The sequence below is a fragment of the Niabella sp. CPT15-335-S11 genome, assembly GCF_058792415.1.
In genome coordinates, this window is the sequence record NZ_JBYTEI010000002.1 from 237,501 (window position 1) to 259,403 (window position 21,903).

Consider the following 21,903-nt stretch of genomic DNA (forward strand, 5'->3'; position numbering starts at 1 on the left):
TAGTTATATATTTATACAATTTAACGATCGCCAGTATCGCGATCAGATATGTTATAACGTTCATGGTAAGCATGGATGTTATTTTCAGATTCGCTTATTTAATTCGTTCACTGCTGAATCTTATGCGCTTAACTATGCCTTTATCATCAAATGATGTAGCTAATACACCCATTATCACCACTTTACAACGCCACATAAACAATCGCAACTCAAAATCAGCTACTATTTCAAGGTCATATGGGGCAAGCCCCTCTGTTGATAACAACGATTGAATGTCTTCGAACTCAGGTTTGTACAAACTTATGCCGTTTGCATACCTTACTTTATCGTCCACGCATATCCATGTGTATTCTCGCGTTACTGTCATTTCCTTGCATTTAATTGATTAAGAAGTTTAATAAAGCCGGTCTTTCCCGGCTGTCAGGAATTCATTCCGGGGCTTCGTCAAACGTCAGGTAATACGACTTACCTGGAATAAAGAACTCACTCGCCGCGGCTTCTTTATTAGTTGCAATTTTAAGATCTCCGCTTGGGGTGTACTTTGTGAAGTCGGCATTCTCACCTTTGTCACTATACACAGCGGTAAGGTGAGCCTCTTTTACCTGGCCGAAATCAGTAATACTGTTACATTTGAATTTTGCTTTTACACTCATCGTTTTGTTTTTTATGTTAAGAATTGTTTCGTTCGATTTAATATTTTTATAGCGACCTACTTCATACAGGAGTTTATTAATCGCTATGTCCAAATACTTATCAAAATTCGGATCGGTAATCTGCAAATCGTCCAAAAGATAAACTTCCGCCACCGTGAGTTGTTGCACAAACTCGCGTACCAACAGATTTAAATTCTTAATCTTTACGGCGTTCTTTTCTCTTTGCTGTTCAGTCATTATATACGGTATTAGTAGTTTATATCCTTATCCCAAACAATTATTTGGCCTTGAAATGGCTTCGGATATTTGAACCAGGATAAGAAGTCATCAATTCGCAGTCCGTCATTGTAACATAGTGATAAGAGTGTTACAGACTCGCAATTAAAACCTTGCACATATCTGCATTTATAATCTTCTCCATCGATGGAGAAATAAGGCTCTCCTTCATATTGGAACATTTCAAAATCATAAACCCGCACAACCAGCTGGTCTGGCGCGATGACGATCTGTTTTGAGTGGTAAGGCTTCCCGCGCCATACTCTTGGACTAAAGAAGTCGCCTTCATTAAACCGATATCCCGCGCGAATGGTATGAACTTTATTTTTGACCGAACGATCCTTTTGAAACTTCATAGTACCATATAACTCCTGCGCAACACCAGTCATACCCTTATTCAATACACGCAGAGCATGGTAGTCAACCACTGATCCTAAGGGATGAAAATTAATCGCATTCCAAAATTTCTCAACAAAGCCCGTCAGTTGTCCGGCCTTCGGATGGTAGCTTGGAAATGTGCGTGAAAATGTAAGTACTTTAGGCATATAGGTGTTTTTAATCGGGATATACAATTTTTATTTTTAACAGCTCAGCCACCTTGTGTTCGATTTGGGCGCCCTCGCTAAATTTCCAACCTGGTAGCAGGTGGATTTCATCGCACTCGGCCAGTAGCTTTATACAGAAACGCATCGTGGCATTGCGGTTCTTATCGTCGTCCAGCTTGTAGCCTGGGCACCTGAACCGGTTCTCAAACTTTACCATGTCGACCGGATTTGTAACACTAAAACCTTGTACGTGCAGCTCGTTCTGTTTTTGGTGAAACGCTTCACTGACTTGCTTTTCGTCGAGGCCCCGGACAGGTCCGGCTATATAAACTCTCTTTGTACTCATTTCAAATTTTTAATCGTTTGTAATTAAGGTTTCCACCACTTTCCCTTGCCCACCACTTTCTCCGGGTGGTAATAATCCTTCTCGCTCATGCTGCTCAGGTGCCAGGCCTGACAGGTTCGGCAGTAATATGCCCGCTTCGGGCGTTTGTCTCTGGCCATTCTCTGGCGCTTCGCTTTGTTTATCATGTTCAGAGCCAGTGTGGCTTCCTGCTTCGTTAGTTGTTTCTTGCTGCATATCATCGTTGTCTTTATTTAAAGGTTCATCTTCTTTTGTTTTCGTTATCATCGGCTTCTTGCGCATAATCGCCTGCAGTACCTGCCACTCTTTAGAGGTCCTGTGCGTCCTGGCTCCGTCCTTCCAGATCATGAACGGTTTATTGCCGCCAAAACGACTCTTTGGGAACACGACCAAGCGGTCCACATGCAACTTGATGGATGCGTAATACTCAACTGCTTTAGCGACTGCTCCTTCCGGGTTCCGTCCCTCGGCCCAGCTCACATATATCACGATCTTCTTCTTGCGGCTGAGCACAAACAACCGCTTAATCTGCTCGCACTGCTCGAAGCTTAAATGGCTTGCCTGGAGGCTGTCTATCACCCAAATTTTAGCACTCTGTTTTCTGGACATTTTACGCTTCAATTCTTCGAAATTTAAGTGGTCCGTGAGCATCAGTCTATTACCCACTTCCTCCAGCATATTATGCCTGTAAATCATCGCGTCACGCATTGTTTTACCGTGCCCCTCCTCGTAGGATACGTACTCCGCGCGGCAGTCCAGCGCCTTTATTAAAGCCTTTAAAAGAACTATCGTGAAATTTGTTTTCCCGTTGCCACTTTTACCGAAAATAATGGCGTCCCAGGCATCCTCCATTTCCCCCAAACTCTGTGTAAATTCAACATCCAGCCCCTCAATAGTCCGGTACACCTTCCGGCTCAACTGCTCAAGTCCAATACTTTTACCCATTTCCGCTATAAATCAATTAGTTATACAAAATAAAATGTCAAAACCCCCTCCGATTCTCGCCAATAAGTGGCATTATTCTGCGGTATTTAGGTCGGAAATGGTATTCGTACTGACAATTTTCGGTACCATAAGGGTAACGGATCTACGTCGGTTCCGGCGTCTACGTTCCATGACAAATCCGCCAACAAGCGGACTCACGGCCAGGGATAAGATCAGAGTAATTTGTAACAACATTGGGCAATATTTAAGGTTAAGAAATAGAGCCTCCCCGGCCTAGCGGGGAGGGCTTATTGTGTTTATAGGAGCGGCACATCACTTATGCTAAGTGGTAGATCCTGCCATACTCCCGACTGTGCATCGACAAAGCGAGCACTTACAAACTGCTTACTGCGGCTGGGCCGGTATGCGTCCTGAATGATCAGAATGGCGTCAGAGAAATTCTTATCACCGATATCATCAGCCAGCTTCTTGAGCTGCAGGACCCGGCTTGCCTTCAGGTTGCCAGTCTTATCCTTCGCCAGCAGTTGCAGGACGGTCTTTACCAGCTTACGGCTATTGGCATCCTTACCCAGGCTCTGGATGTAGTCAGTTACCTTCTGGATGCCCACGTCCACTGTGTCATCCCATCCGTCATTGGTCCTGTAACCGATCGTAATAGACAGACCTTCCTCCGTGCTGAAAGTGTGACTTGCCTGGTCCTGATGTCGGTCATACACAGATCCTTTCTCGGTAATGAGATCGGCCAGTTCATCGTACACCTTCTTCTTGGCAGCGGTCAGCACATCGTTGGCTTTCTTGAGTGTTACAAACAGGGAGGGGACCTTCTTGTTAACGGCATCTTTATACTTGCGCCGGCGCTCTGTCTTCTCGCGCTCTTCCGCCGCAAGTTCTTCTTTAAGTTCACGCATCAAGGCAGCTTTCTCTTTTGCCGATAGCGTGTTAATCTTCGATTTTGACATCTGATTTTGTTTTATGTTGGGAAAATTGTTTACTGGTAGTACTGGTGGATCCCGTCTGCAATACGCCCTAGCTGGTTGCCCATATAGCTGCCGCGCTCGTTAATGCAGTCCGTGAAGAAGATTCTAAGCCCGAAGGCTTCCACCGGCGTGAGGCTTACTGTGTAGGACGGCTGCCAGGTGCCCAGCTTAGCATAGATCTTATCACGCAACTGGCTCAGGCTTGCGGCCATCAGAGCATCATCGTCATCAGCTGGCCGGTATTCCAGGTACTGATCGATCAGTCCTTTCATTCCTTCAAGCGTCTCAGCCTTTACCTTCTTTAGCTTAAACTTCTTCATTTCGGCTATTTGGCAGGTTCGAAGACGTGTGACACTGGCTCGTAATATCCCATGAACAGCGTATCCTGGGTGTGCAGGTATGTTCGACACTTATTAATACCGTGTAGCACACTGGTATGATCCAGGCCGAAATATTGTGCAATAGATACCGTCTTCAGACGGCACTCTTCCAGCAGGAATTTCATCACGATAAAGCGCATAGTAGCCAGGGCAGCCGTCTTGGTACGTAAGCGGAGTACATCTTCATTTACCTGCCAGATTCTACACATCTGTGTGACACCTTCCTGAGCGAACTCAGGAAGCGCATATTCTATACTCAGCCGGTACACATGTCCGGTCTTATTCAACAGCTCGCCTTCGGCGCGGCGGATGATCTCTTGTATCTTACTTAGCTTAGTCATGTCATTTATTATACGGTGATAAATTCAGGTTTACGGACATCATCCCATACAGCTCGCGGGATCTTATGTTCGGCCAGTGTGTTATCGGCACTATGCAGGAATATGTAGAAGCCGTGGAATCCACCATCTTCTTTATGGCTAAGCACTAGCTGTGCGAATCGATCAGTGTGCTGCTCTTCAAGCAGAAAGTAGTCTGTCGCGTACCAGATATTCTTGAACCAGGACCAGAATAGCTTACTACGTTCCATGCGGGCCTTTACCTTTGTTCTTTCAAATCCTGTAAAAAGGAGGTCAATATACTTGCAGCCGACCTCATACATGTACTTGCTCAGGTTCTCTTCCGTCCATCCAAGCCTGCGCAGGATGGCACTCTTTATGTCGGCCTGCTCGACAACAATGTCGCCAGGCTTCGGGGTATATTCTATCACTTTAGTCATAACAGTCCATTTTTGCGGCAAACCAGAGATACGATGCACGCTACCAGCGTTACTATCATGCTCCATATTTTAACCTCGTTTTTCATAATCAATTTTTAAATAAGGGAGGCGATGGGACCAAGGCCTCCGTTCCTTATCCTTAAATTATAACCAACTCGTTAAGCGGCTTTCCGCTTTAATTTGTGTACTACCCGTTCCACACGGCGCAGATCTCCTTCCTCTACACTGTTCACTACCTCGGCCTGGTCGGTCTCGCCGTCGATGCCGTTTGCTTCACAGATCTTCTTCAGTTCCGCTTTGCTCACACCGTTCAGGGTGATAAACCGGCGTCCCACCCGGGAGAATATCTCATTGTAGCCCTTGGTGTTCTTGGCCACTCCGCGCATGATCCGCTTGCGCAGGAACTCCGTTGCCATCAGGACGATGCCGCATTTACCGCGAAGCATATTGTAAAGGGAGATGAAGAAATACAGTACCTGGTCGTTAAGCTTATCGGCTTCATCCAGGATCAATAAGGGCCGGTCTTGTTTCATGAGTTGCTCAACGATATAATCCATCATCTCACCGATATTGAACCCCGTATTCTCTTTACCCATAGCCTGGAGTATCTTGGTCAGGAACATTTTCCGGTTCCAGAACTCCATACATTGAATGTGATAAACATTCTGTTTGTTGCGGGCAAACCAGCGTGCGCTCTCTGTCTTCCCACTTCCGGCTGGACCGGTAATGGCAAATACATTGCTGTAGTCCTTCGCATCAGCATAGTAAAGGATCAGCGTGCGAAAGTCAAGCGTTTCCACGAGGGACCAATTCTCGCCGGCTCCAACCTGCTTGCCCAGGTTGCGCCACATCTCATCAGAAATGGTATCCCAGCGTCCTTTCAGGACATTGATTACCGTTGCCTCGCTTATATTCACCAGCGTAGCAATGGCTTTGGCCTGGCTCTCGTAGCGGGCCACATACCCAGCCGCAGCAGCGGCTATTTGTTTCTTTGTAACCTCGTTCATCATGGTATATTGGTTTTGTTGTTTTAAAATTGAGGTCCACTTAAGACTAAGCGGGCCTTGACTATTCAACCTGACTAACTGGGGGTGCGGGCAGGATTCGAACCTGCTTGTTATGCCTAACACTTTAGTGAGGGGACTCGAACCCCCGTGCAGCCTTCTTCATATCCCTGCGCTTCGAGCGCAGTCGCTCACCAAAGGCGAATACCATTTCGCTACCGCATCTATATTTAAAGATCTACATCAGGTCCAGCGGATTCACTCCCGCGTTATCTTCTTCCGCACGTCCGCCCGTAAGGAGGATCCCTTCGGCACTATTCTTCAGCTCTTTTATCAATGCACCACCCTGGAGTAATGCTTCCGCTCCAACGTATCCGTTTGCCACTTTCTTGCGCTGTTCTTGCGCGCTGTAAGCGCCATCCCATTGCTTCGCCTTATCGCCCAGGATCGCGTTCAGGTAGGTCCGGCTGTCCGTGTAAGCGTCACGCAATGCACGCGGTGTAAACTGTGCGGTAGTGGCAACAAAGCGGATGTCATCGTTATTCGTACAAAGGATCCGGCTCATATCATAAGGGTCGAAGTATAGCTGTACCAAGGCGCCGTTCAATCGGCTGTACATCCAGCTCTCCGGTAAGTCAAAGGACCATTTCTGTCCAAGAATCTGTGGCTCCACGCCGCGGTTTGAAATGCGGATCCCGTCGGTATGTTTGGGCTGATGGAGGATACCAAATTTCTGGAGGAACACGTCATCCGTAATTGGTCGCTTATCATCTTCACTCATTTGATTCCAGCGCTCCAGCCATGCCTGTTCCTTAGATGGCGCGTTCATGTTCTGGCGTGTAAAGGCTGGCATCCGGCGAAGCAGCGTAAAGAAATTCTCGATCTGGATTTCGGCATCACGGCCCACCGTTGGAATATTGTGCAACTTGCGGCCATGCTCCAGCATATCATCAGAAACGCCCCGATACTTAGCAGTCATGTTGTTACCGGACCAGTTGTCCTGGCTGATAAGTTGCTGGCTACGCTTCCAGTGCGTGGATCCAAAGAACTGCTCAATGTACCCGCGATGCTTATTTCCGAAGCCTGGGACAATGCGGCGCGCAATACTGGCATAAAAGTCTTTATTATAGGTCGCAGCGTACTGATCACTCTTAATTTCGAAAGGCATATACCATCCACCAGTCAGGGAACGGATGTAATACATTGCATCAATGTAAGCGTGGCGGATCTGCTCTTTCATCGGATCCCGGCCGGCGATATAGCTTTTACCCAGGACCAGGTCGTTGAAACTATCCGTAACCACATAAGCCACATACTTCGCAAACTGGTACCCATCATCTTCAAAGAGAAAATCCAGGGCATTATCATCATGCTCTACGAGGAACAATGGGTTGGATGGCCGGACGCCTTTCACTTCGCGAACGAAACGCTCATTGTAAGCACTCTTGCCATACCGGCCCAGGTCCGTTTCATGCGCACACTTCTTGCGCCACACGCCAACGGTAGCCGGACTAATCTTATTGTAGCCACTCTGCTCGGCCCAGGTGTTGTATAGCATACAGATCAGCACATCATCGCGCTGGGTACCGTCTTCAATAAAGCTCTTTAACTGCTCGGCGCTCAGGTCATCGTTCACTTTAGCGGCATTGCCTTTGCCGTAATTTCCATGGATAAGGCCCTTGTAGCCGGTAGACTTATAGGTCTTCAGCGCGCTGGTCTTATGGGCCACCAGCCTAGTGTAGCTGGTCGGGAACTTACCACCCACGTTACCGCGCATCTTCTCCTGCTTCACAATCTCGATTAACTTATCCCAGAAGTCGGTCACACTCTTAAATCCAAGCTTACCCTTAACGATCCCCTTTATATCGCCATCGGCGGCTGTCACGAAATTTAGGATCCCGGCTTCATTCGTGTAGTGCTTAACCTTTTCTGTAGGTAAGCTCGCCGGCTTGCCGGTGGTGTCTGTAAACCGGTACCCCATAAAGAAGGCCTCGGCTTTATCATCCTTTACCAGCATGTTACGGATGGGTTCTACACTTGCGTAGTATACCAGGTCGCCACAGTGGCAGTGCTGTTCGTCAGCGTGTTTACAGTCCATGCGCTTGCGGAGCCGCTCAGTGATCTCCCCTTTACGCTTTGCGGACAGATCCTTATAAGGGAGTAGCTTTTTCCGCCCGTCTTCCGGGTGGGCGATAAATGGCCAGGATGGGCTGTTCACTGAAGAAGCTTTCTTGAGATAAGATTCACTATATCCAAGCCATACGAGACCAGGGAAGGTGAGGCAAAGACCTCTGTCAGTGTGATTATAGTAGTATTCTGTCATCGGTAATTTGAGTTATGCTAAGTCAGGCAATAGTTTTTTGACTTCCTGCAACAAAAGGTTCATCCCTTCATCCAGCTCCATGTAAACGGCCAGTACGCGGTTATTTCGACGGTCCATACTTAAAACCTTTTTTACAGTCTCGGGCGAAACCCCTGTGGTTTCTGCCGTCATTTTTATCAGAGCGGCTCGCTTCACACTTCTTTTCTTGACGATTCCAATACTTTTGTCCATATCTTTACAGTACCTTTAACAGGTACGAAGATAAACCAATTAAATTGGATAATCCAAAATAGTTGAAGTGAAACTTATTAACAGGTGTGGATAACGTGATCTATTTCGACAAGAATATTAAAATATTGCGCGTTCTGGCCGGTAAGACACAGGCTCAAATAGCCTCTGACATTGGGTTTAAGGCAACTACATGGAATAATTGGGAGAATGGTGTGAGTAAGCCTGGATTTGATGATCTGGTTAAGATATCCAAATATTTTGATGTATCATTAGATGATCTGGTAACAGAACGATTACTAGAAGGTAACCTAAATTCATTTTCAGATTTCAAAAAAAATGGACCAAAAGGTAACCTAAAAGGTAACCTAACAGGTAACCTAAATACCCAAAATGTATCAAATGAGCCAGAAATAGACTACCAATCCAAGCCAATCAAGGCCTGGATGAGCGATTTTGAGGCCCGTTTAAGCCTCATAGAGGGCCATTTAGGCTTAGATGGCCATAAGGGCCAGCCGAAGAAATAAAGGAAAATCTAATGCGCTGCAACGTTTTAATTTAAATTCAAAATGGCGTCAATCGGCTGTAACGCGCGACAGCAGTGCATTTTCAGCACGTTTTATATAATTCATTATTGTTACGGTTTAATTTACCCCCCTTAGTAATGCACAAAAAACTCTTTGAAAACTTAACGTTGAAATCGCTGGTCGCATCAGCGATTTCTTTATTTCTGTTCCTGTCCGTTTCCGCCCAAACACCGGAGACAGACGCTGTGTCTAAAGATTCTGCAAAGAAAAAGACAAATCTGACTGTAGGTGCTCTCTACAGCAGCAATGCGGGTTATTTTGGTCAGGTTGCAGAAGAAAAATTACCCTATGTGGCACTGGCGGCTTCTGTACGTTTCCCCAGTGGGTTCTACATCTCAGGATTAGCATACAAGCTATTGCGGGATAGCCAGTTTGTCTCCGCGACCGGTCTTGGTGCAGGCTACAGTTTTCACCTTGCCAGGAAAATATCAGCAGATCTTAGTTATGCGCATTCGTTTTTTCCTTCACGCTCCCCTTTTTTACAGGCATCCAGCCCCAACATTGCGAGCGCAACGGTTCTGGCCGAATACTTCGTTACAACGGGGCTCAGTTTTGATTACACTTTTGGTCAGCAAAATGATTATTTCCTGACCTTCAAACTCGCCAGAGCTTTCAATATACCGGCTTCGCAAAACAAGGCCGTGTTCAGCATCACGCCTGAAACTAATTTCATAGCCGGCACGCAGCGATTCTATGAAGACTACGTAGTGCAAAGGCTGAAACTCAAAAAAGGGAAAGGGAATCCAAACCCGCCGGGGGGTACGCAAATTCTGACGCAGGAAGTGAACAGATTCGGAATGCTTTCCTACAATTTCAAGCTACCGGTTTCCTACAGCCGTGCATCTTATATGGTTGAAGCTTCCGCCCAGGTTTCTGTGCTGGGACCGAACGCAGTCACCGGAACCGGTAATGCAAATACTTTTCTAAACCTTGGTGTCTATTACCAATTCTAAAACAACTGATCGTCATGAAAGTATTAATAGTAGAAGACGAAAGATCGCTGGCTCTGGAAATGGAGTCTTTCCTGATAAAGTCACATTATATTTGTGATCTGGCCTTCAACGCAAAACAAGCACTGGAAAATGGCGACTCGACCGAATACGATTTCATTTTGCTGGACCTGGGGCTGCCGGATAAGGATGGATTTTATCTCCTGAAAGAATTGAAAAAAGACCACACTGATACAGTTTTCATCATACTTACGGCCAGGGGAAATGTTGACGACCGGATAAAAGGTCTGGATATGGGCGCAGATGATTACCTGGCTAAACCGTTCTCCCTGCTTGAACTCTTAGCCAGGATGCAGGCTATTAACCGAAGGAAATTCAATATCTCGGATTCGCGGTTTTGCATCGAAGATTTTGTAATCGATTCAAAAACCCGGATGATTTACTACAAGCAGGCGGAGATCGAGCTGTCAAAGAAAGAGTTTGACCTGCTGAGCTACCTCATCTTTCATAAAAACAAGCCACTTTCCAGACTTCAGCTGAGCGAGCATTTATGGGGCGATTTTGCCTTCGACGATTATGACTCTAATTATATCGACGTGCACATTAAGAATATCCGGAAGAAACTTGGCGCCTACGGACCGGTAAACTGGCTGGAAACCGTAAGGGGCATAGGTTATAAAGTAAAAATCTGACGGTGAAACTATTAACCAAACTCACCCTTTTTTCGACCTTGTCCACCCTGGCCGTTGTTATTTTTTTTGTAATGATGTTGCCGGATCTCGTAGCACGTATATCGCTCCAGAACACCAACGCTGCACTGGGAAAAAATATGGAAAAGGCCGTAAAGGAGGTCAGGGAAAACGGTATTGACTATTACCTGAATGGCGATAGTGGCTACGCAGGATATTCCATGCTGAAAGATGAATATATCTCTATCCAGAAAATTCATGAAAAACCCACAGCAGAAGGACTCGAAACGGCACCACGGATCGTGGAAGGCGATACGATCACTTACCGGATTATTACCCGGACATTCCAATCAGGCAACCAGTCGTACCTGTTGGAGATCGGGAAGAAAATAACCGCTATAAAAAACGAAAGTCGCGACCTGCAGGAAATCGCGTTATACGTCCTGCTATCGCTGATGGTCATTACGCTCATTTTAAACCTGGTTTATACAAGATTCCTGCTGAAACCACTGGGAGAAATTATCCGTACCAGACTGGCTCACAGCAAATTTCCCTTCGGAACACAAGCTCCTCCGGTAAAAACGGGCACTTCCGATTTCAGATACCTCGACGAATCCATTACCGGTCTCATGCAACAGGTGAACCGCGCATTTGAAAAAGAAAGGGAATTCACTTCAAACGCCTCTCATGAGCTAATGACACCGGTGAGTATCATGCAAAGCAAGATTGAAAACCTGCTTTCAGATCCGGGCATCTCTGAATTGCAGTATGAGAAGCTCGAAGAACTGACCAAGACACTCAACAGACTGAAGAAAATCGTCAAAGCCCTGTTGCTGATTTCCAGAATTGAAAACGAACAATACGTGCGAAATGACCAGGTAAATCCCAAAATTCTGTTAAATGAGGTTGTTGAAGAATTAAATCACCGCCTGGAGGAAAAAAGTCTGACTCTGCACATAGACATCAAAGAAAAACTGACGCTGAAAAATTTAAACCGGGACCTGTTGTTTCAGATGTTTTATAATGTCGTTCACAATGCTATCCGGTATAATCGGCCGGGTGGCTCCATACGCATTGACGATGAGTATATTAATAATAATTCATATATCATTCGTGTAAACGATACGGGCATTGGAATACCCGAAGACCAGCTAGACGACATTTTTAACCGCTTCAAGAAATCCTCTGTTTCACAAGCCGATAGCAATGGCCTGGGTTTGTCGATTGTGAAATCTATCGTAACCTATCAGGGAATGGCTATTCGGGTCTCCTCAGAAATAGGAAAAGGAAGCACCTTTGAATTTCAATTTGGTAAAAACCATATTCTGACAGGAGCAGCCTGACACACTTCATCTTCCCTTCATGTTCTGGTACTAAGTTTGCTTGGAATTATAAGCTGTGTAAACATATTACTAATTTAATATTTAACTGAACAGAATAATTTTTTATGAAACGTAACCTCTTATCCTTAAGTGTTCTAGGCGCGATGACCCTTTTTGTTGCTGCATCCTGCTCTAAGAACAACAGTCCTACGCCGGAGAGCAGTGCCACTAGTGGCACAAAAGTCCAGTTTGTCCTGACCGATGCGCCAGCCGCATATGATGCCGTAAATATTGACCTGAAAGAAGTAAGATTCAACAACAGCACGACCGATGGGGGTTGGACGAATTACCCCACAGACGCCAAAATATACAACCTGTTGCAGTACTCCAACGGACATTCTGTGACACTTGGAAACCCACTCCCCGTACCACCCGGAAAAATTGAACAGATAAGGTTGGTACTTGGAAATAGCAATTCCGTTGTGGTAAATGGTGTCACACATCCGCTTGAAACGCCTTCTGCTCATCAGAGCGGACTTAAAATTAATTTCCATAAAGAATTACTGGCTGATGGCGTTTACAAGATCTGGTTAGATTTCGATGCTGCAAGGTCAATTGTAAAGACCGGAAACGGAAAATATATCCTGAAACCTGTAATCAGGGCATTTTCTGAAGAAACAAACGGGCAAATTACCGGTAGAGTATTACCAGACTCAGCAAGGGCCACCGTATTCCTGCTGAAAGGAACGGACACGCTGAGCAGCGCTATTCCTGCTCCGGGCGGCACATTTAAGTTTATCGGAATTGATGACAAACTGAGTCCTTTTTCCATTAAATTCCACGCAGACACCGCGACTCATTTTAAAGATGCTACCCTGACCAATGTAAACGTAACATTTGGCAGAGTAACAGATGTAGGGACAACAACCCTCGTAAAATAGTGAGTTTTTAAATCATTCAGTTTTAGCTTTGTTAATGGCAGACCCACCAAAAGGCGGGTCTGCCTCTTTTTATACGTCCAATTTCAACAGAACTGTCCGTCACCTATCCTAAAATCCGCATGACCAGGCTAGCTAATTGTCATTTTCTGGAATATTCAGTCTCTTTCTTTTCAACAGTTTCCACCCAAATTTTGCCGGAAAACCACTACTTTTTACTTCATCATTTCCGCCCATCAACAATCCCCAGGGTCTGAGATCAGCTACCCTGTCAAAGATCACTTTCAAAATAGCCAGAAAGGGTAACGCTAAAAATATACCTGGCAAACCTAATATCAACCCGCCGGTGACAACCCCGATAAAAGTGATCAGGGCATTGATTTTAACCCGGGAGCCAACTATCCGCGGCATGAGGAAATTCGCATCTATAAAATGGATCAGCTCCAGCCCAATTATGATCCAAAGCAGAACCCCCAGATTGGAGCTGGTTGTTAAAGTGACCAGACAGGTAAAAATGATGCCCGTCAATATGCCCACATAGGGTATTACATTCAATATAGCGACGAAAACCCCGAGGAAAATCGCGTATTTAACGCCCAGTGAAGACAGGAAAATCATATTCGCAATGGCAACAACACTCATTTCAATAAAGAGCCCCGCAACAAAACGCTGAATGATCGTCCGGCTTTCCCCAAGCACCGCCTCCACATCCTCTCCCTGGCTCGGTTTAAATACCGAAAACAGGAACTTTCTGATAACATTCCGGTAATACAGCATCAGGAACGAATAAATGGCAACCATTATCGTATAAAAAATGACAGAAGTGAGCGTTACAACCGTACTGCCAATCATTCCCACACTTTTTGTTTTTACATCACCTGTTGCAGATTCGATCAGTTTCTGCTGATCCCATCGGTTCAGATGAAATTTCTGTTGAATCCATCTTGTAAGGGTTATGTAGTGCTGGTTGAGGTGCTCCTTGATAGAGGGAAAATCCCTTGCGAACGATGAAACCTGCGCACTCAAAAAATAAATCAGTGCCGCAAAAATACCAGTCGCAAAAATGATGCAGGTCAGCGCGGCCATTGCTCTTGAAAAATGCAGGGTCGTTTGAAAGAACCCTGCAATAGGCAGGAGCAGAATCGACAAAAGAATGGCAAAACCCAGCGGAACAAACAGTACAGAGCCAAAACTCAGGATCAGCCCGATCAACACCACCATGAGCAGTTGAATCGTGAACTTCAGGTAAAAAGGAAACTCAAAATTATTCCGCAAATCCATTGAATACGTTTTTGGATGGATTGAATGCTTAGAATGGTAGTAGCACGGTCCGGAAACAGCCGATTATAATACCTACCACTTGAAAAACGGCATGACCAGTAACATTAAAGATAAGATAATTAATATCACAACAGTGGTCCACCCAACGATATTATTGACCAGCTTATTTGTGTAAGCACCCATGATCTTACTATTATTTACTAACACCATCATACAAACCAAAACGACCGGCAGTAAGATACCGTTGATCACCTGTGACCAGAGTGAAATGGAAATTAAAGGCGCATTAGGTATCAGGATAATTATGGCCGACAGCACGAGGATAGTTGTGTAGAGACTGTAGAATTCTTTGGCTTCATCCCATTTCTTATCAATACCTGCCTCAAAGCCGAAGGCTTCGCAAATGTAAAATGCCGTTGCGAGCGGAAGGATCGTTGCTGAAAATACCGACGCTACCAATAATCCAAAGGCAAAGACATGTTTGGCCAACTGGCCTGCCAATGGTTCCAGTGCCATGGCGGCATCTTTAGCTTCGTTGATTACCATACCGTTCTTGTGAAGGGTCGCCCCGCAGGCCACTATAATAAAGAAAGCAACGACTACGGTTGCCATACAACCGACCACAATATCGATCAGCGAGTATTTGTAATCTTTCATTTGCAGTCCCTTTTCAATAACTGATGACTGCATGTAAAACTGCATCCAGGGTGCGATGGTCGTACCTACGATCCCCATGATCATCGCCGTGCTGTCAGGGTTGATCTTTACAGTCGGATGAATCATGGCATGTCCGATCTCATTCCAATCTGGTTTGCCCATTATCGCCGCAACAATATAAATGAGCAGGGTAACGCTGAATAAGAGAAAAATCTTTTCGGCAATCTTGTAATTTCCTTTTACCACTAAAAACCAGATCAGCAATCCAGTGACAGGTACCGCAATGTATTTACTGATGCCAAAGACTTCCATACTTCCTGCAACACCTGCAAATTCTGTGGTCGTATTGCCAATATCAGCAATCAGCAAACCGATAAAAATGAAAAAAGTAATCTTAACGCCTGTCCTTTCCCTGATGAGGTCAGCCAGGCCCTTACCGGTTACAATACCCATCCTGGCATTCATCTCCTGAACCACCAACAGAACTATAAAAGAAGGAACCAGGGTCCAAAGCATATTATATCCATAAAGTGCCCCGGCTACCGAATACGTCGTGATCCCGCCGGCATCATTATCTACGCTACCCGTTATTATTCCCGGTCCCAATATTGCCAGAAAAAATAGAAATTTTCCCCAAATCGTTCTCCGCTCCCTCGCCATATCTGCTTTTTTTACTTATTTATTCGTTTTACGTTGATCGATCAGATCTTCCACTACGTCATCAATGACGACCATTCCCTGCAGGATATGATGCTCGTCTACTACTGGTATCGCCAGCAAGTTGTATTTCGATATCAGCTCTGCGATATCATCAATGGGTTGAAAATCGTGCAGGTGGGCCGGGGAGGTCTTCATGATATCCTTTACCGTAATTTCGGGCTGGCTCACCACAACGTCCCTCAAAGAAAAGGTACCGATCAGCTTTCCTTTTTCATTAACGGCAAACAAATTATACATGGCGTCTGCTTCGGGCTTCGATTTTCTAAGATCATTTAAAATTTCATCTACGGAGTTTGATGCATTGAACGACAAGATATCAGTTGACATAATACTACCGACTGAATCTTCAGGATACTCCAACAGGTCCCTCACTTCCTGTGACGACTCGTGCTCCATTTCATTCAGGAGTTTTTCAGCCTTTTCATCACTGAGTTCATCCAGAATATCGGCTACTTCGTCTGCGGGCATTTTCTCCAGTACATCGGCCATTTTTTCCACGGATAAGCTTTCGATAAGCTGAACCTGCGTTTCGGGTTCCAGTTCCTCTAGCACATCAGCGGCTTTCTCTTCATCCAGGGAAGAGAAGACCTCCGTGATGGACTTGTTACCCATGTCTTCGATAATATCCGCGATATCGGAGGGGTGCAGGGTATGCAACTTAGAGTAGGGCTTGGAAAGTTTGATGTTATGATTTGAAAAATCGACCGCCTCCACATCTTCCCAAAGTATGAACTTAGCCGGAATTTTCACGCGGAAAACAGACAAGAGATTCTTTATCTGCCTGGCAATACCGATTCGTCTCAAAAGGCCTTCCGTACCAATATCCACGGCAATTACAAAAGTCTGACCCTTAATCGATATCAAACGTACATCATTGACCCTAACTAACTTCCGCCCGTTTATGTCAACGATTTGTTTATCCAGAAAATGTTCTTTCAGACGAAAAAGCTGTTCGACAGTTTCGGGAGGAACCGGGATGCATTCGTGACATTTTACTTTTATATGGGTATTTCTTTTGAGTACCACAAACCCGCTGAAGCGATAATAGTGAGTTCGCCCTTTGTTGCGAAGTTCCAGACATTCCACTGACGGCCGGCCGCCCGGTTCCGCAGTATTTGACTCAACGAGCAGGTCCGTTACCGTGCCCACATATTGTTTGCTGGCATTGTAAACCTTTTTGCCAAGTATTCTGCTTAAGTAAAATGTCGTGAAAGTTGCCATCCGTTCTTCCTGGTTTTGGGCACAGAAGAAACGTACCGGTAAGGTGGCGTCTGCTATACCCGGTTAAATTTTAAATAGTCGCTTAAATCCGTCGTCCATGACCGTGATTGAATATTCCGCGGCAAAGGTAGAATATTGATTAGAAACTTTTTAAAAAATTACTGCCTGGCGGTCAATTGTTTCGAGGGTTTATCCTCAATGACATTACATGAAAAACAAGCTGGGGTATCGCCGCTCCTTTATTGACTGTCACCCATATCTTTCAGGTTTTTTAAACCCTGTTCCATAACGGGACCATAAGTCTTTTCCAAAAGCAGGCCGCCCAGTTTCTCCCAGGGATACCACTTAAAATCAAATTCATAATAGGATCGTAGCGTCAGAGTATCCGATACCGAATGCCGGATCAGTTGCCAATGAGTATGTACAGGCCGGTTGGCCCTCTGCATATCGACGTCTACCTGACGGTCGTTCGCGTTGGCGATGGTCAGTTTAATCCCATCCGCGTTCGCTTCAACAATTTTGCCGTTCACGCGTTCTACCCCCGAGAGGGTCGTCTGCCCAAATCCCGGATACCAGTTCTTCCATCTTGCCAGATCATCTATCTCGCGAAGAATGGAATCCCTTCCCGGTGCCAGATTGGTGGCCCTTGATATAATTACACGAGACGGGATCAATAGTGATATCCCTGTTGCAAACAGGAACAATAAGACAAGCCCGATAATAGCTAAATGTACAAATCTCATAACGCGGATTTATTGAGGCGGCGATATTAAACTGGCTGGCTCGCCACCCCGGTCAGAAATGTTATTCCCATTTAAATAGTTTAATGACCCCAATGTATATAACAATCATCCATAATCCCAAAATCGCTGTCTCCTGCCAGCAGTCGTAAATATGGAGCCCTTCAAATGAAATTTTGCGCATCGCATTGTTAAACTGGGTCAGTGGCAGTATTTCACATAAGACCCTGACCCATTTGGGAAAAACATCAATGGGAAAGAAGGTCCCCGACATCAGCAATTGCGGAAATCCAAAAACGTTGATCATCAGGGGAATCATCGTATCATTCTTTGCAATACTGCTGATGATCAATCCTACACCCATCAAAATAAAAAGCATATAAATGGAGTAAATCAGCATTTCAAAAAATGTCACCGCGCCGTTTATCAGCGTAAACTTCAGAAAAAAATGACCAAAAAGAATTAACACGATGACGTTTATCACCTGATAAAAAAGACGACTCATACCAATACCCGCGAGAATATTAATTTTTTTCACCGGTGAGGCATAAAATCTCTTCAGGACCAACTGTTCCCGCAGGTTGTAGAACAGGAAAGCGATCCCGAACAATGTGGCGAAAAGAATGGAAAATCCGATCATGCCCGGCAGTATAAAGTCAATCGATCGGTATTTCTTGCCGGCTACCCATTCCGTTACGATCTGGTATTCCCGCTTCAGGTTTGCATCTGATAATTCAAGTTTGAGGGCTTCATAATCTAGCGATTTCACGAGCTGGGAGACCCCTCCCCCGCTGGCATTACTGGATTTCAGAACAACCTGGTATCCGTTGCCCGTCGCTTTATGATTCTGAATATCGATGATTGCGGCAAGCTTTCCTTTGCGGAGGTCACTATTCCTTTCTGAAGAATCCTCATAATGGACTACTTTGAGAAAAGGGTTCTGCAACAGACTATCGTAAAAAATACCCGTGGTGTCGCTTTGGTCCGAAATAGCCACTTTCAGTGGGCTAGGGCCCTTTTCCGCGAGCGCCCCGAAAATTAATATAAAAACGATCGGAAATAACAGGCTAAAGAAAATTGAGGAAGGCTGGCTTAAAATGGCCGTGAAACTTGCTTTTGTTATCGACCATAATGCCTTTGCCTGATGATATGCCATTCGGTAAATTGAAAATATTTATTAAGTTAAAAAAGGGAATTCAAAAAGCTGTGCTGCGCTCAGGAACCGTAATAAATTTTGCAGAATTTCGATTCACAGTTGACTGAAGCGCCCATCTAACGTACTAGGATCTCGAACGGTAATCTTGCCTGGACATTGCCGGTAATTTCCCTGATCATTTTAATTTGCTGGTACACGTTATAATAGTCCTCTCCCAACTCACTTTTGATTCGGCTGGCAGCGTTGTCGGATTTGGAGAATCCCAAAATACTCTCAATCAGACTGCGACTTTCAGGAAATTCCCTGATCCTGTATTCTTTCAGGCCTGCTTTTTTCGCAGCGGCGGCGATTGCATCGTCCAATCCGCCAAACCTATCAACCAATCCTATCTCTTTCGCCTGCTGTCCGGCCCAGACCCTTCCCTGTGCGATGGTCTCGATATAGGCGGTATCCCGTTTTCTACCTTCTCCAACCCTTTCTTTAAACTGCTGATAGATTCTGTCAACGCCCGACTGAAAGATCGCTTTTTCCTGTCCGGTCATGGCATGATCCATCCCGCCCGCATTTGCAAGCGGCCCGGTACCCACACCATCGAAGGTTACGCCGAGCTTTTGTTTAAAAAATGTACTCATATCAGGCACGATTCCAAAAACGCCGATCGATCCCGTCAGCGTAGCAGGAAGCGCAAAAATGCTGTCTGCCGCACAGGACATGTAATATCCTCCTGATGCTGCCACGTCGCCAAAACTGACCATCAAGGGTTTTGCCTTTTTTGCGAGCGACATTTCGCGCCAGATATTTTCACTGGCTAGTGCACTTCCACCACCTGAATTAACCCGTACTACAATGGCTTTGATCGACTCATCCATCCGGGCCTTGCGGATCAGATCGATATAGGTGGCGCTCCCAATATTTTCCGGGTCTCCTTTTCCATCCACAATATTACCTGATGCATAGATCACGGCGATTCTTTCCCCAGAGCCTTCAGGGCTTTTATGCACCAGGTAATACTTCTGTATCGGAACAAAGTTTATCTTCTGCATTTGATCCAGCTTCAATATTTTTTTTATTTCGTCCTTTACCTGATCATCGTAGCGGACCCCATCAATCAATTTCTGCGTCACCGCGTCTTCGGGCTTTTGTATCGTACCTTCATTGGCTATGCGGTGCAGGGAAGCCGTATCCAGTTTCCTTGAATCGGCTGTCTTCATCAACAGATCGGCATACAGATCACTGACCCAGGCACTCGTTTGAAGCCGGTTGGCATCGGTCATTTTCTCTGTCCGGAAGGGTTCGGTTGCACTTTTAAACTTACCTGCATAAAAAATCTGAGGATTGATCTGCAGGCGGTCAAGGGTACCTTTAATAAACGTATAATTTACACTAAATCCAAACCATTCAAAGTTCCCTTTAGGGCTGAGGTAGATTTTATCCGAGATATTGGCGATCGCATAACTTTTTTGCGACATATTTTCGCCGTAGGCGATAATAAACTTACCGGAAGACTTAAATTCCCCGAGTGCGTTCCTGATTTCATCGCCGGAGGCAAATCCGTTTGCGTTGTGGTTGGCCTGCAGCAGGATTCCCCGGATCCTGTCGTCTTTGGCCGCCTTTTTGATCAGTCGGATCACATCATATAGCCCCGGTTGCTCCTCCAGCGTTTCAGCTTGCAGGATCGACCTGAAGTCTTTATTCGACTGTTCGCCATACTTTGTAGCCAGGTCGATAACCAGAACCGACTTGTCAGCTATCTTCGGTATTCGTCCCGAAACCGCACTGGCCGCCATTCCCATAATAAAGAAAAAAGCAATCAGTCCGAAAACAAAGATGGCGAGCAGCGCCGCCAAAAAGTATTTTAGAAATGTTCTCATCCGGAAGGTGTTATTTTGCTGTTTTTGAAAGAAAGCCAAAATTAAAGATATTTGGCTGCAGTTTTAAGAATCGATGAATCGTGCGTTTTTAATATTAGGTGGGAACCTGGGCGACAGGAGTGAAAATCTGGCAAGGGCCCGTTATTTCATTGAACAGGAAGCGGGGGCTATTCAGCAAATGTCCTCCATTTATGAATCCGAACCCTGGGGCGTGCAATCGCAGCCGGACTATTATAACCAGGTCCTGGAGATAACTACTTCGTTTTCTGCTGAAGATCTTCTTACGATCCTCCTGCAGATTGAACATAAAATGGGCAGAATCCGGACAGTCAGAAATGAATCCAGGATTATAGATATCGACATTCTGTTTATGAATGATGAAATCCACCACAGCAGCCGGCTGACCATTCCCCATCCCCGCCTCCACCTGAGGCGTTTTGTATTGGAGCCTTTCAACGAAATCGCACCGGAATTCGGGCACCCAGTCCTGGGGAAGACCATCCGCGAACTGCTGGACATTTGTCCAGATAAATCTTATCTGAAAAAAATTAAGCCCACCCAGGAACTCCGGCAGTCAACCGAACCATGAAATACGAGTTCATCACGATAGAAGGAAATATTGGGGCGGGAAAAACCACGCTGGCCACAGCACTTAGCAAGCATTACAATGCCAGGTTGGTTCTGGAGGAATTCGCGGACAACCCTTTTCTTCCGAAGTTCTATGCCAGTCCGCAGCAGTATGCTTTTCCCCTGGAGTTATTTTTCATGGCCGAACGTTACAAACAGTTACAGGAATTATTGCTGCAAAAAAGTATGTTCCAGCAGTTGACCATCACAGACTACCTGTTTATCAAATCGCTGTTATTTGCAAAGGTTACACTCAGTGAAGATGAATTTAAACTGTATCAGCGCCTGTTCGAGATCATCCAGCAAAACCTGATTCAGCCCCAGATCCTCATTTACCTGCACGCGCCGGTTGCAAAGCTGCAGGAAAATATAAAAAAAAGGCAGCGTTCATACGAACAAAACATTCCTGATGATTACCTGCAAAGAATCCAGGATACTTACCTGCAATTTCTGAAACAGTACAGCGTTCCGGTCCTGTTTACTGATGCAAGCCGCGCCGATTTTCTTTCAGACACTACCCACCTTGATATTATTACACAGGCACTCGAAAAGGAATACACGACGGGTACCCATTACCTGGATCTTCCTTGAACAGATAATAGCTTGCATTTTACTGATGCCACATATCTGGAAAACCTCCTGAAAATAATTCAGAAATTAAATCAGATAAA

The 21,903-nt window shown here is 45.4% G+C and carries 25 protein-coding genes; 7 read left to right on the forward strand and 18 right to left on the reverse strand.

Going from position 1 to position 21,903, the window contains the following annotated elements; all coding sequences use genetic code 11:
- Positions 1 to 94: 94 nt before the first annotated feature.
- The 12 genes from AC3WS5_RS07505 to AC3WS5_RS07560 form a co-directional block, all read right to left on the reverse strand.
- Positions 95 to 367, reverse strand: a complete 273-nt coding sequence (locus AC3WS5_RS07505; protein ID WP_492466668.1) for a hypothetical protein — start codon at positions 365 to 367, stop codon at positions 95 to 97.
- 61 nt (positions 368 to 428) lie between these two features.
- Positions 429 to 890 carry a hypothetical protein gene (locus AC3WS5_RS07510; RefSeq protein ID WP_492466669.1) on the reverse strand — a complete coding sequence of 154 codons (462 nt, stop codon included), beginning with the start codon at positions 888 to 890 and terminating at the stop codon, positions 429 to 431.
- Between the two features lie 11 nt (positions 891 to 901).
- A complete protein-coding gene (locus tag AC3WS5_RS07515) occupies positions 902 to 1,474 on the reverse strand; it encodes a hypothetical protein (RefSeq protein WP_492466670.1) in 573 nt (190 codons plus the stop codon).
- 10 nt (positions 1,475 to 1,484) lie between these two features.
- Positions 1,485 to 1,820, reverse strand: coding sequence for a DUF4406 domain-containing protein (locus tag AC3WS5_RS07520; RefSeq protein ID WP_492466672.1), 336 nt, complete (start codon positions 1,818 to 1,820; stop codon positions 1,485 to 1,487).
- A 9-nt stretch (positions 1,821 to 1,829) separates the two neighbouring features.
- The gene (locus tag AC3WS5_RS07525; RefSeq protein WP_492466673.1) at positions 1,830 to 2,783 is read right to left on the reverse strand and encodes a GTPase domain-containing protein; all 954 of its coding nucleotides are present in this window, start codon (positions 2,781 to 2,783) and stop codon (positions 1,830 to 1,832) included.
- Between the two features lie 296 nt (positions 2,784 to 3,079).
- Positions 3,080 to 3,742, reverse strand: coding sequence for a DUF3164 family protein (locus tag AC3WS5_RS07530; RefSeq protein WP_492466675.1), 663 nt, complete (start codon positions 3,740 to 3,742; stop codon positions 3,080 to 3,082).
- A gap of 29 nt (positions 3,743 to 3,771) precedes the next feature.
- Positions 3,772 to 4,080, reverse strand: coding sequence for a hypothetical protein (locus AC3WS5_RS07535; RefSeq protein WP_492466676.1), 309 nt, complete (start codon positions 4,078 to 4,080; stop codon positions 3,772 to 3,774).
- 5 nt (positions 4,081 to 4,085) lie between these two features.
- Positions 4,086 to 4,481, reverse strand: a complete 396-nt coding sequence (locus AC3WS5_RS07540; protein WP_492466677.1) for a hypothetical protein — start codon at positions 4,479 to 4,481, stop codon at positions 4,086 to 4,088.
- Between the two features lie 8 nt (positions 4,482 to 4,489).
- Complete coding sequence (locus tag AC3WS5_RS07545; protein ID WP_492466678.1) at positions 4,490 to 4,918, reverse strand: hypothetical protein; 429 nt, start codon at positions 4,916 to 4,918, stop codon at positions 4,490 to 4,492.
- A gap of 158 nt (positions 4,919 to 5,076) precedes the next feature.
- Positions 5,077 to 5,928 (reverse strand): AAA family ATPase, encoded by an 852-nt coding sequence (locus AC3WS5_RS07550; protein ID WP_492466679.1) that lies wholly within the window; start codon positions 5,926 to 5,928, stop codon positions 5,077 to 5,079.
- Positions 5,929 to 6,160: 232 nt separating this feature from the next.
- Positions 6,161 to 8,245, reverse strand: a complete 2,085-nt coding sequence (locus AC3WS5_RS07555) for a hypothetical protein (protein ID WP_492466680.1) — start codon at positions 8,243 to 8,245, stop codon at positions 6,161 to 6,163.
- A gap of 12 nt (positions 8,246 to 8,257) precedes the next feature.
- Positions 8,258 to 8,476, reverse strand: a complete 219-nt coding sequence (locus tag AC3WS5_RS07560) for a hypothetical protein (RefSeq protein WP_492466681.1) — start codon at positions 8,474 to 8,476, stop codon at positions 8,258 to 8,260.
- Positions 8,477 to 8,562: 86 nt separating this feature from the next.
- Between AC3WS5_RS07560 and AC3WS5_RS07565 the strand changes: the two genes are divergently transcribed.
- From AC3WS5_RS07565 to AC3WS5_RS07585, 5 genes are all read left to right on the forward strand, one after another.
- Entirely contained in the window at positions 8,563 to 9,000 is a 438-nt protein-coding gene (locus tag AC3WS5_RS07565) for a helix-turn-helix domain-containing protein (RefSeq protein WP_492466682.1), read from the forward strand.
- Positions 9,001 to 9,137: 137 nt separating this feature from the next.
- Entirely contained in the window at positions 9,138 to 10,013 is an 876-nt protein-coding gene (locus AC3WS5_RS07570) for a hypothetical protein (RefSeq protein ID WP_492466683.1), read from the forward strand.
- A 14-nt stretch (positions 10,014 to 10,027) separates the two neighbouring features.
- Positions 10,028 to 10,702, forward strand: a complete 675-nt coding sequence (locus AC3WS5_RS07575) for a response regulator transcription factor (RefSeq protein ID WP_492466684.1) — start codon at positions 10,028 to 10,030, stop codon at positions 10,700 to 10,702.
- 2 nt (positions 10,703 to 10,704) lie between these two features.
- Positions 10,705 to 12,042, forward strand: a complete 1,338-nt coding sequence (locus AC3WS5_RS07580; RefSeq protein ID WP_492466685.1) for a sensor histidine kinase — start codon at positions 10,705 to 10,707, stop codon at positions 12,040 to 12,042.
- Between the two features lie 104 nt (positions 12,043 to 12,146).
- On the forward strand, positions 12,147 to 12,962 hold the full coding sequence (locus AC3WS5_RS07585) for a DUF4382 domain-containing protein (RefSeq protein WP_492466686.1): 816 nt from the start codon (positions 12,147 to 12,149) through the stop codon (positions 12,960 to 12,962).
- 132 nt (positions 12,963 to 13,094) lie between these two features.
- Here AC3WS5_RS07585 and AC3WS5_RS07590 read toward each other — a convergent pair whose 3' ends face one another.
- The 6 genes from AC3WS5_RS07590 to sppA all read right to left on the reverse strand — a co-directional run bounded on the left by AC3WS5_RS07590 (position 13,095) and on the right by sppA (position 20,605).
- Complete coding sequence (locus AC3WS5_RS07590) at positions 13,095 to 14,240, reverse strand: AI-2E family transporter (protein WP_492466687.1); 1,146 nt, start codon at positions 14,238 to 14,240, stop codon at positions 13,095 to 13,097.
- A 72-nt stretch (positions 14,241 to 14,312) separates the two neighbouring features.
- A complete protein-coding gene (locus AC3WS5_RS07595) occupies positions 14,313 to 15,557 on the reverse strand; it encodes an Nramp family divalent metal transporter (protein WP_492466688.1) in 1,245 nt (414 codons plus the stop codon).
- 15 nt (positions 15,558 to 15,572) lie between these two features.
- Positions 15,573 to 16,838 carry a magnesium transporter gene (locus AC3WS5_RS07600; RefSeq protein WP_492466689.1) on the reverse strand — a complete coding sequence of 422 codons (1,266 nt, stop codon included), beginning with the start codon at positions 16,836 to 16,838 and terminating at the stop codon, positions 15,573 to 15,575.
- Between the two features lie 239 nt (positions 16,839 to 17,077).
- A complete protein-coding gene (locus AC3WS5_RS07605; protein WP_492466690.1) occupies positions 17,078 to 17,581 on the reverse strand; it encodes an SRPBCC family protein in 504 nt (167 codons plus the stop codon).
- 61 nt (positions 17,582 to 17,642) lie between these two features.
- Positions 17,643 to 18,734: an ABC transporter permease gene (locus tag AC3WS5_RS07610; protein WP_492466692.1), complete on the reverse strand. Its 1,092-nt coding sequence runs from the start codon at positions 18,732 to 18,734 to the stop codon at positions 17,643 to 17,645.
- A gap of 116 nt (positions 18,735 to 18,850) precedes the next feature.
- A complete protein-coding gene (sppA, locus tag AC3WS5_RS07615) occupies positions 18,851 to 20,605 on the reverse strand; it encodes a signal peptide peptidase SppA (protein WP_492466693.1) in 1,755 nt (584 codons plus the stop codon).
- 73 nt (positions 20,606 to 20,678) lie between these two features.
- Between sppA and folK the strand changes: the two genes are divergently transcribed.
- Complete coding sequence (folK, locus tag AC3WS5_RS07620; protein WP_492466694.1) at positions 20,679 to 21,194, forward strand: 2-amino-4-hydroxy-6-hydroxymethyldihydropteridine diphosphokinase; 516 nt, start codon at positions 20,679 to 20,681, stop codon at positions 21,192 to 21,194.
- On the forward strand, positions 21,191 to 21,823 hold the full coding sequence (locus AC3WS5_RS07625; RefSeq protein WP_492466695.1) for a deoxynucleoside kinase: 633 nt from the start codon (positions 21,191 to 21,193) through the stop codon (positions 21,821 to 21,823). The genes folK and AC3WS5_RS07625 overlap by 4 nt, the downstream gene beginning before the upstream one ends.
- Positions 21,824 to 21,903: the final 80 nt, after the last annotated feature.

Coding starts and splice junctions, on each gene's coding strand:
- AC3WS5_RS07555 (WP_492466680.1), bottom strand. CDS start 8,245: ATGACAGAATACTACTATAATCACACTGACAGAGGTCTTTGCCTCACC.
- AC3WS5_RS07595 (WP_492466688.1), bottom strand. CDS start 15,557: ATGGCGAGGGAGCGGAGAACGATTTGGGGAAAATTTCTATTTTTTCTG.
- AC3WS5_RS07505 (WP_492466668.1), bottom strand. CDS start 367: ATGACAGTAACGCGAGAATACACATGGATATGCGTGGACGATAAAGTA.
- AC3WS5_RS07570 (WP_492466683.1), top strand. CDS start 9,138: ATGCACAAAAAACTCTTTGAAAACTTAACGTTGAAATCGCTGGTCGCA.
- AC3WS5_RS07550 (WP_492466679.1), bottom strand. CDS start 5,928: ATGATGAACGAGGTTACAAAGAAACAAATAGCCGCTGCTGCGGCTGGG.
- AC3WS5_RS07560 (WP_492466681.1), bottom strand. CDS start 8,476: ATGGACAAAAGTATTGGAATCGTCAAGAAAAGAAGTGTGAAGCGAGCC.
- AC3WS5_RS07625 (WP_492466695.1), top strand. CDS start 21,191: ATGAAATACGAGTTCATCACGATAGAAGGAAATATTGGGGCGGGAAAA.
- AC3WS5_RS07545 (WP_492466678.1), bottom strand. CDS start 4,918: ATGACTAAAGTGATAGAATATACCCCGAAGCCTGGCGACATTGTTGTC.
- AC3WS5_RS07590 (WP_492466687.1), bottom strand. CDS start 14,240: ATGGATTTGCGGAATAATTTTGAGTTTCCTTTTTACCTGAAGTTCACG.
- AC3WS5_RS07605 (WP_492466690.1), bottom strand. CDS start 17,581: ATGAGATTTGTACATTTAGCTATTATCGGGCTTGTCTTATTGTTCCTG.
- AC3WS5_RS07520 (WP_492466672.1), bottom strand. CDS start 1,820: ATGAGTACAAAGAGAGTTTATATAGCCGGACCTGTCCGGGGCCTCGAC.
- AC3WS5_RS07510 (WP_492466669.1), bottom strand. CDS start 890: ATGACTGAACAGCAAAGAGAAAAGAACGCCGTAAAGATTAAGAATTTA.
- folK (WP_492466694.1), top strand. CDS start 20,679: ATGAATCGTGCGTTTTTAATATTAGGTGGGAACCTGGGCGACAGGAGT.
- AC3WS5_RS07540 (WP_492466677.1), bottom strand. CDS start 4,481: ATGACTAAGCTAAGTAAGATACAAGAGATCATCCGCCGCGCCGAAGGC.
- AC3WS5_RS07515 (WP_492466670.1), bottom strand. CDS start 1,474: ATGCCTAAAGTACTTACATTTTCACGCACATTTCCAAGCTACCATCCG.
- AC3WS5_RS07535 (WP_492466676.1), bottom strand. CDS start 4,080: ATGAAGAAGTTTAAGCTAAAGAAGGTAAAGGCTGAGACGCTTGAAGGA.
- AC3WS5_RS07575 (WP_492466684.1), top strand. CDS start 10,028: ATGAAAGTATTAATAGTAGAAGACGAAAGATCGCTGGCTCTGGAAATG.
- AC3WS5_RS07525 (WP_492466673.1), bottom strand. CDS start 2,783: ATGGGTAAAAGTATTGGACTTGAGCAGTTGAGCCGGAAGGTGTACCGG.
- AC3WS5_RS07610 (WP_492466692.1), bottom strand. CDS start 18,734: ATGGCATATCATCAGGCAAAGGCATTATGGTCGATAACAAAAGCAAGT.
- sppA (WP_492466693.1), bottom strand. CDS start 20,605: ATGAGAACATTTCTAAAATACTTTTTGGCGGCGCTGCTCGCCATCTTT.
- AC3WS5_RS07530 (WP_492466675.1), bottom strand. CDS start 3,742: ATGTCAAAATCGAAGATTAACACGCTATCGGCAAAAGAGAAAGCTGCC.
- AC3WS5_RS07585 (WP_492466686.1), top strand. CDS start 12,147: ATGAAACGTAACCTCTTATCCTTAAGTGTTCTAGGCGCGATGACCCTT.
- AC3WS5_RS07600 (WP_492466689.1), bottom strand. CDS start 16,838: ATGGCAACTTTCACGACATTTTACTTAAGCAGAATACTTGGCAAAAAG.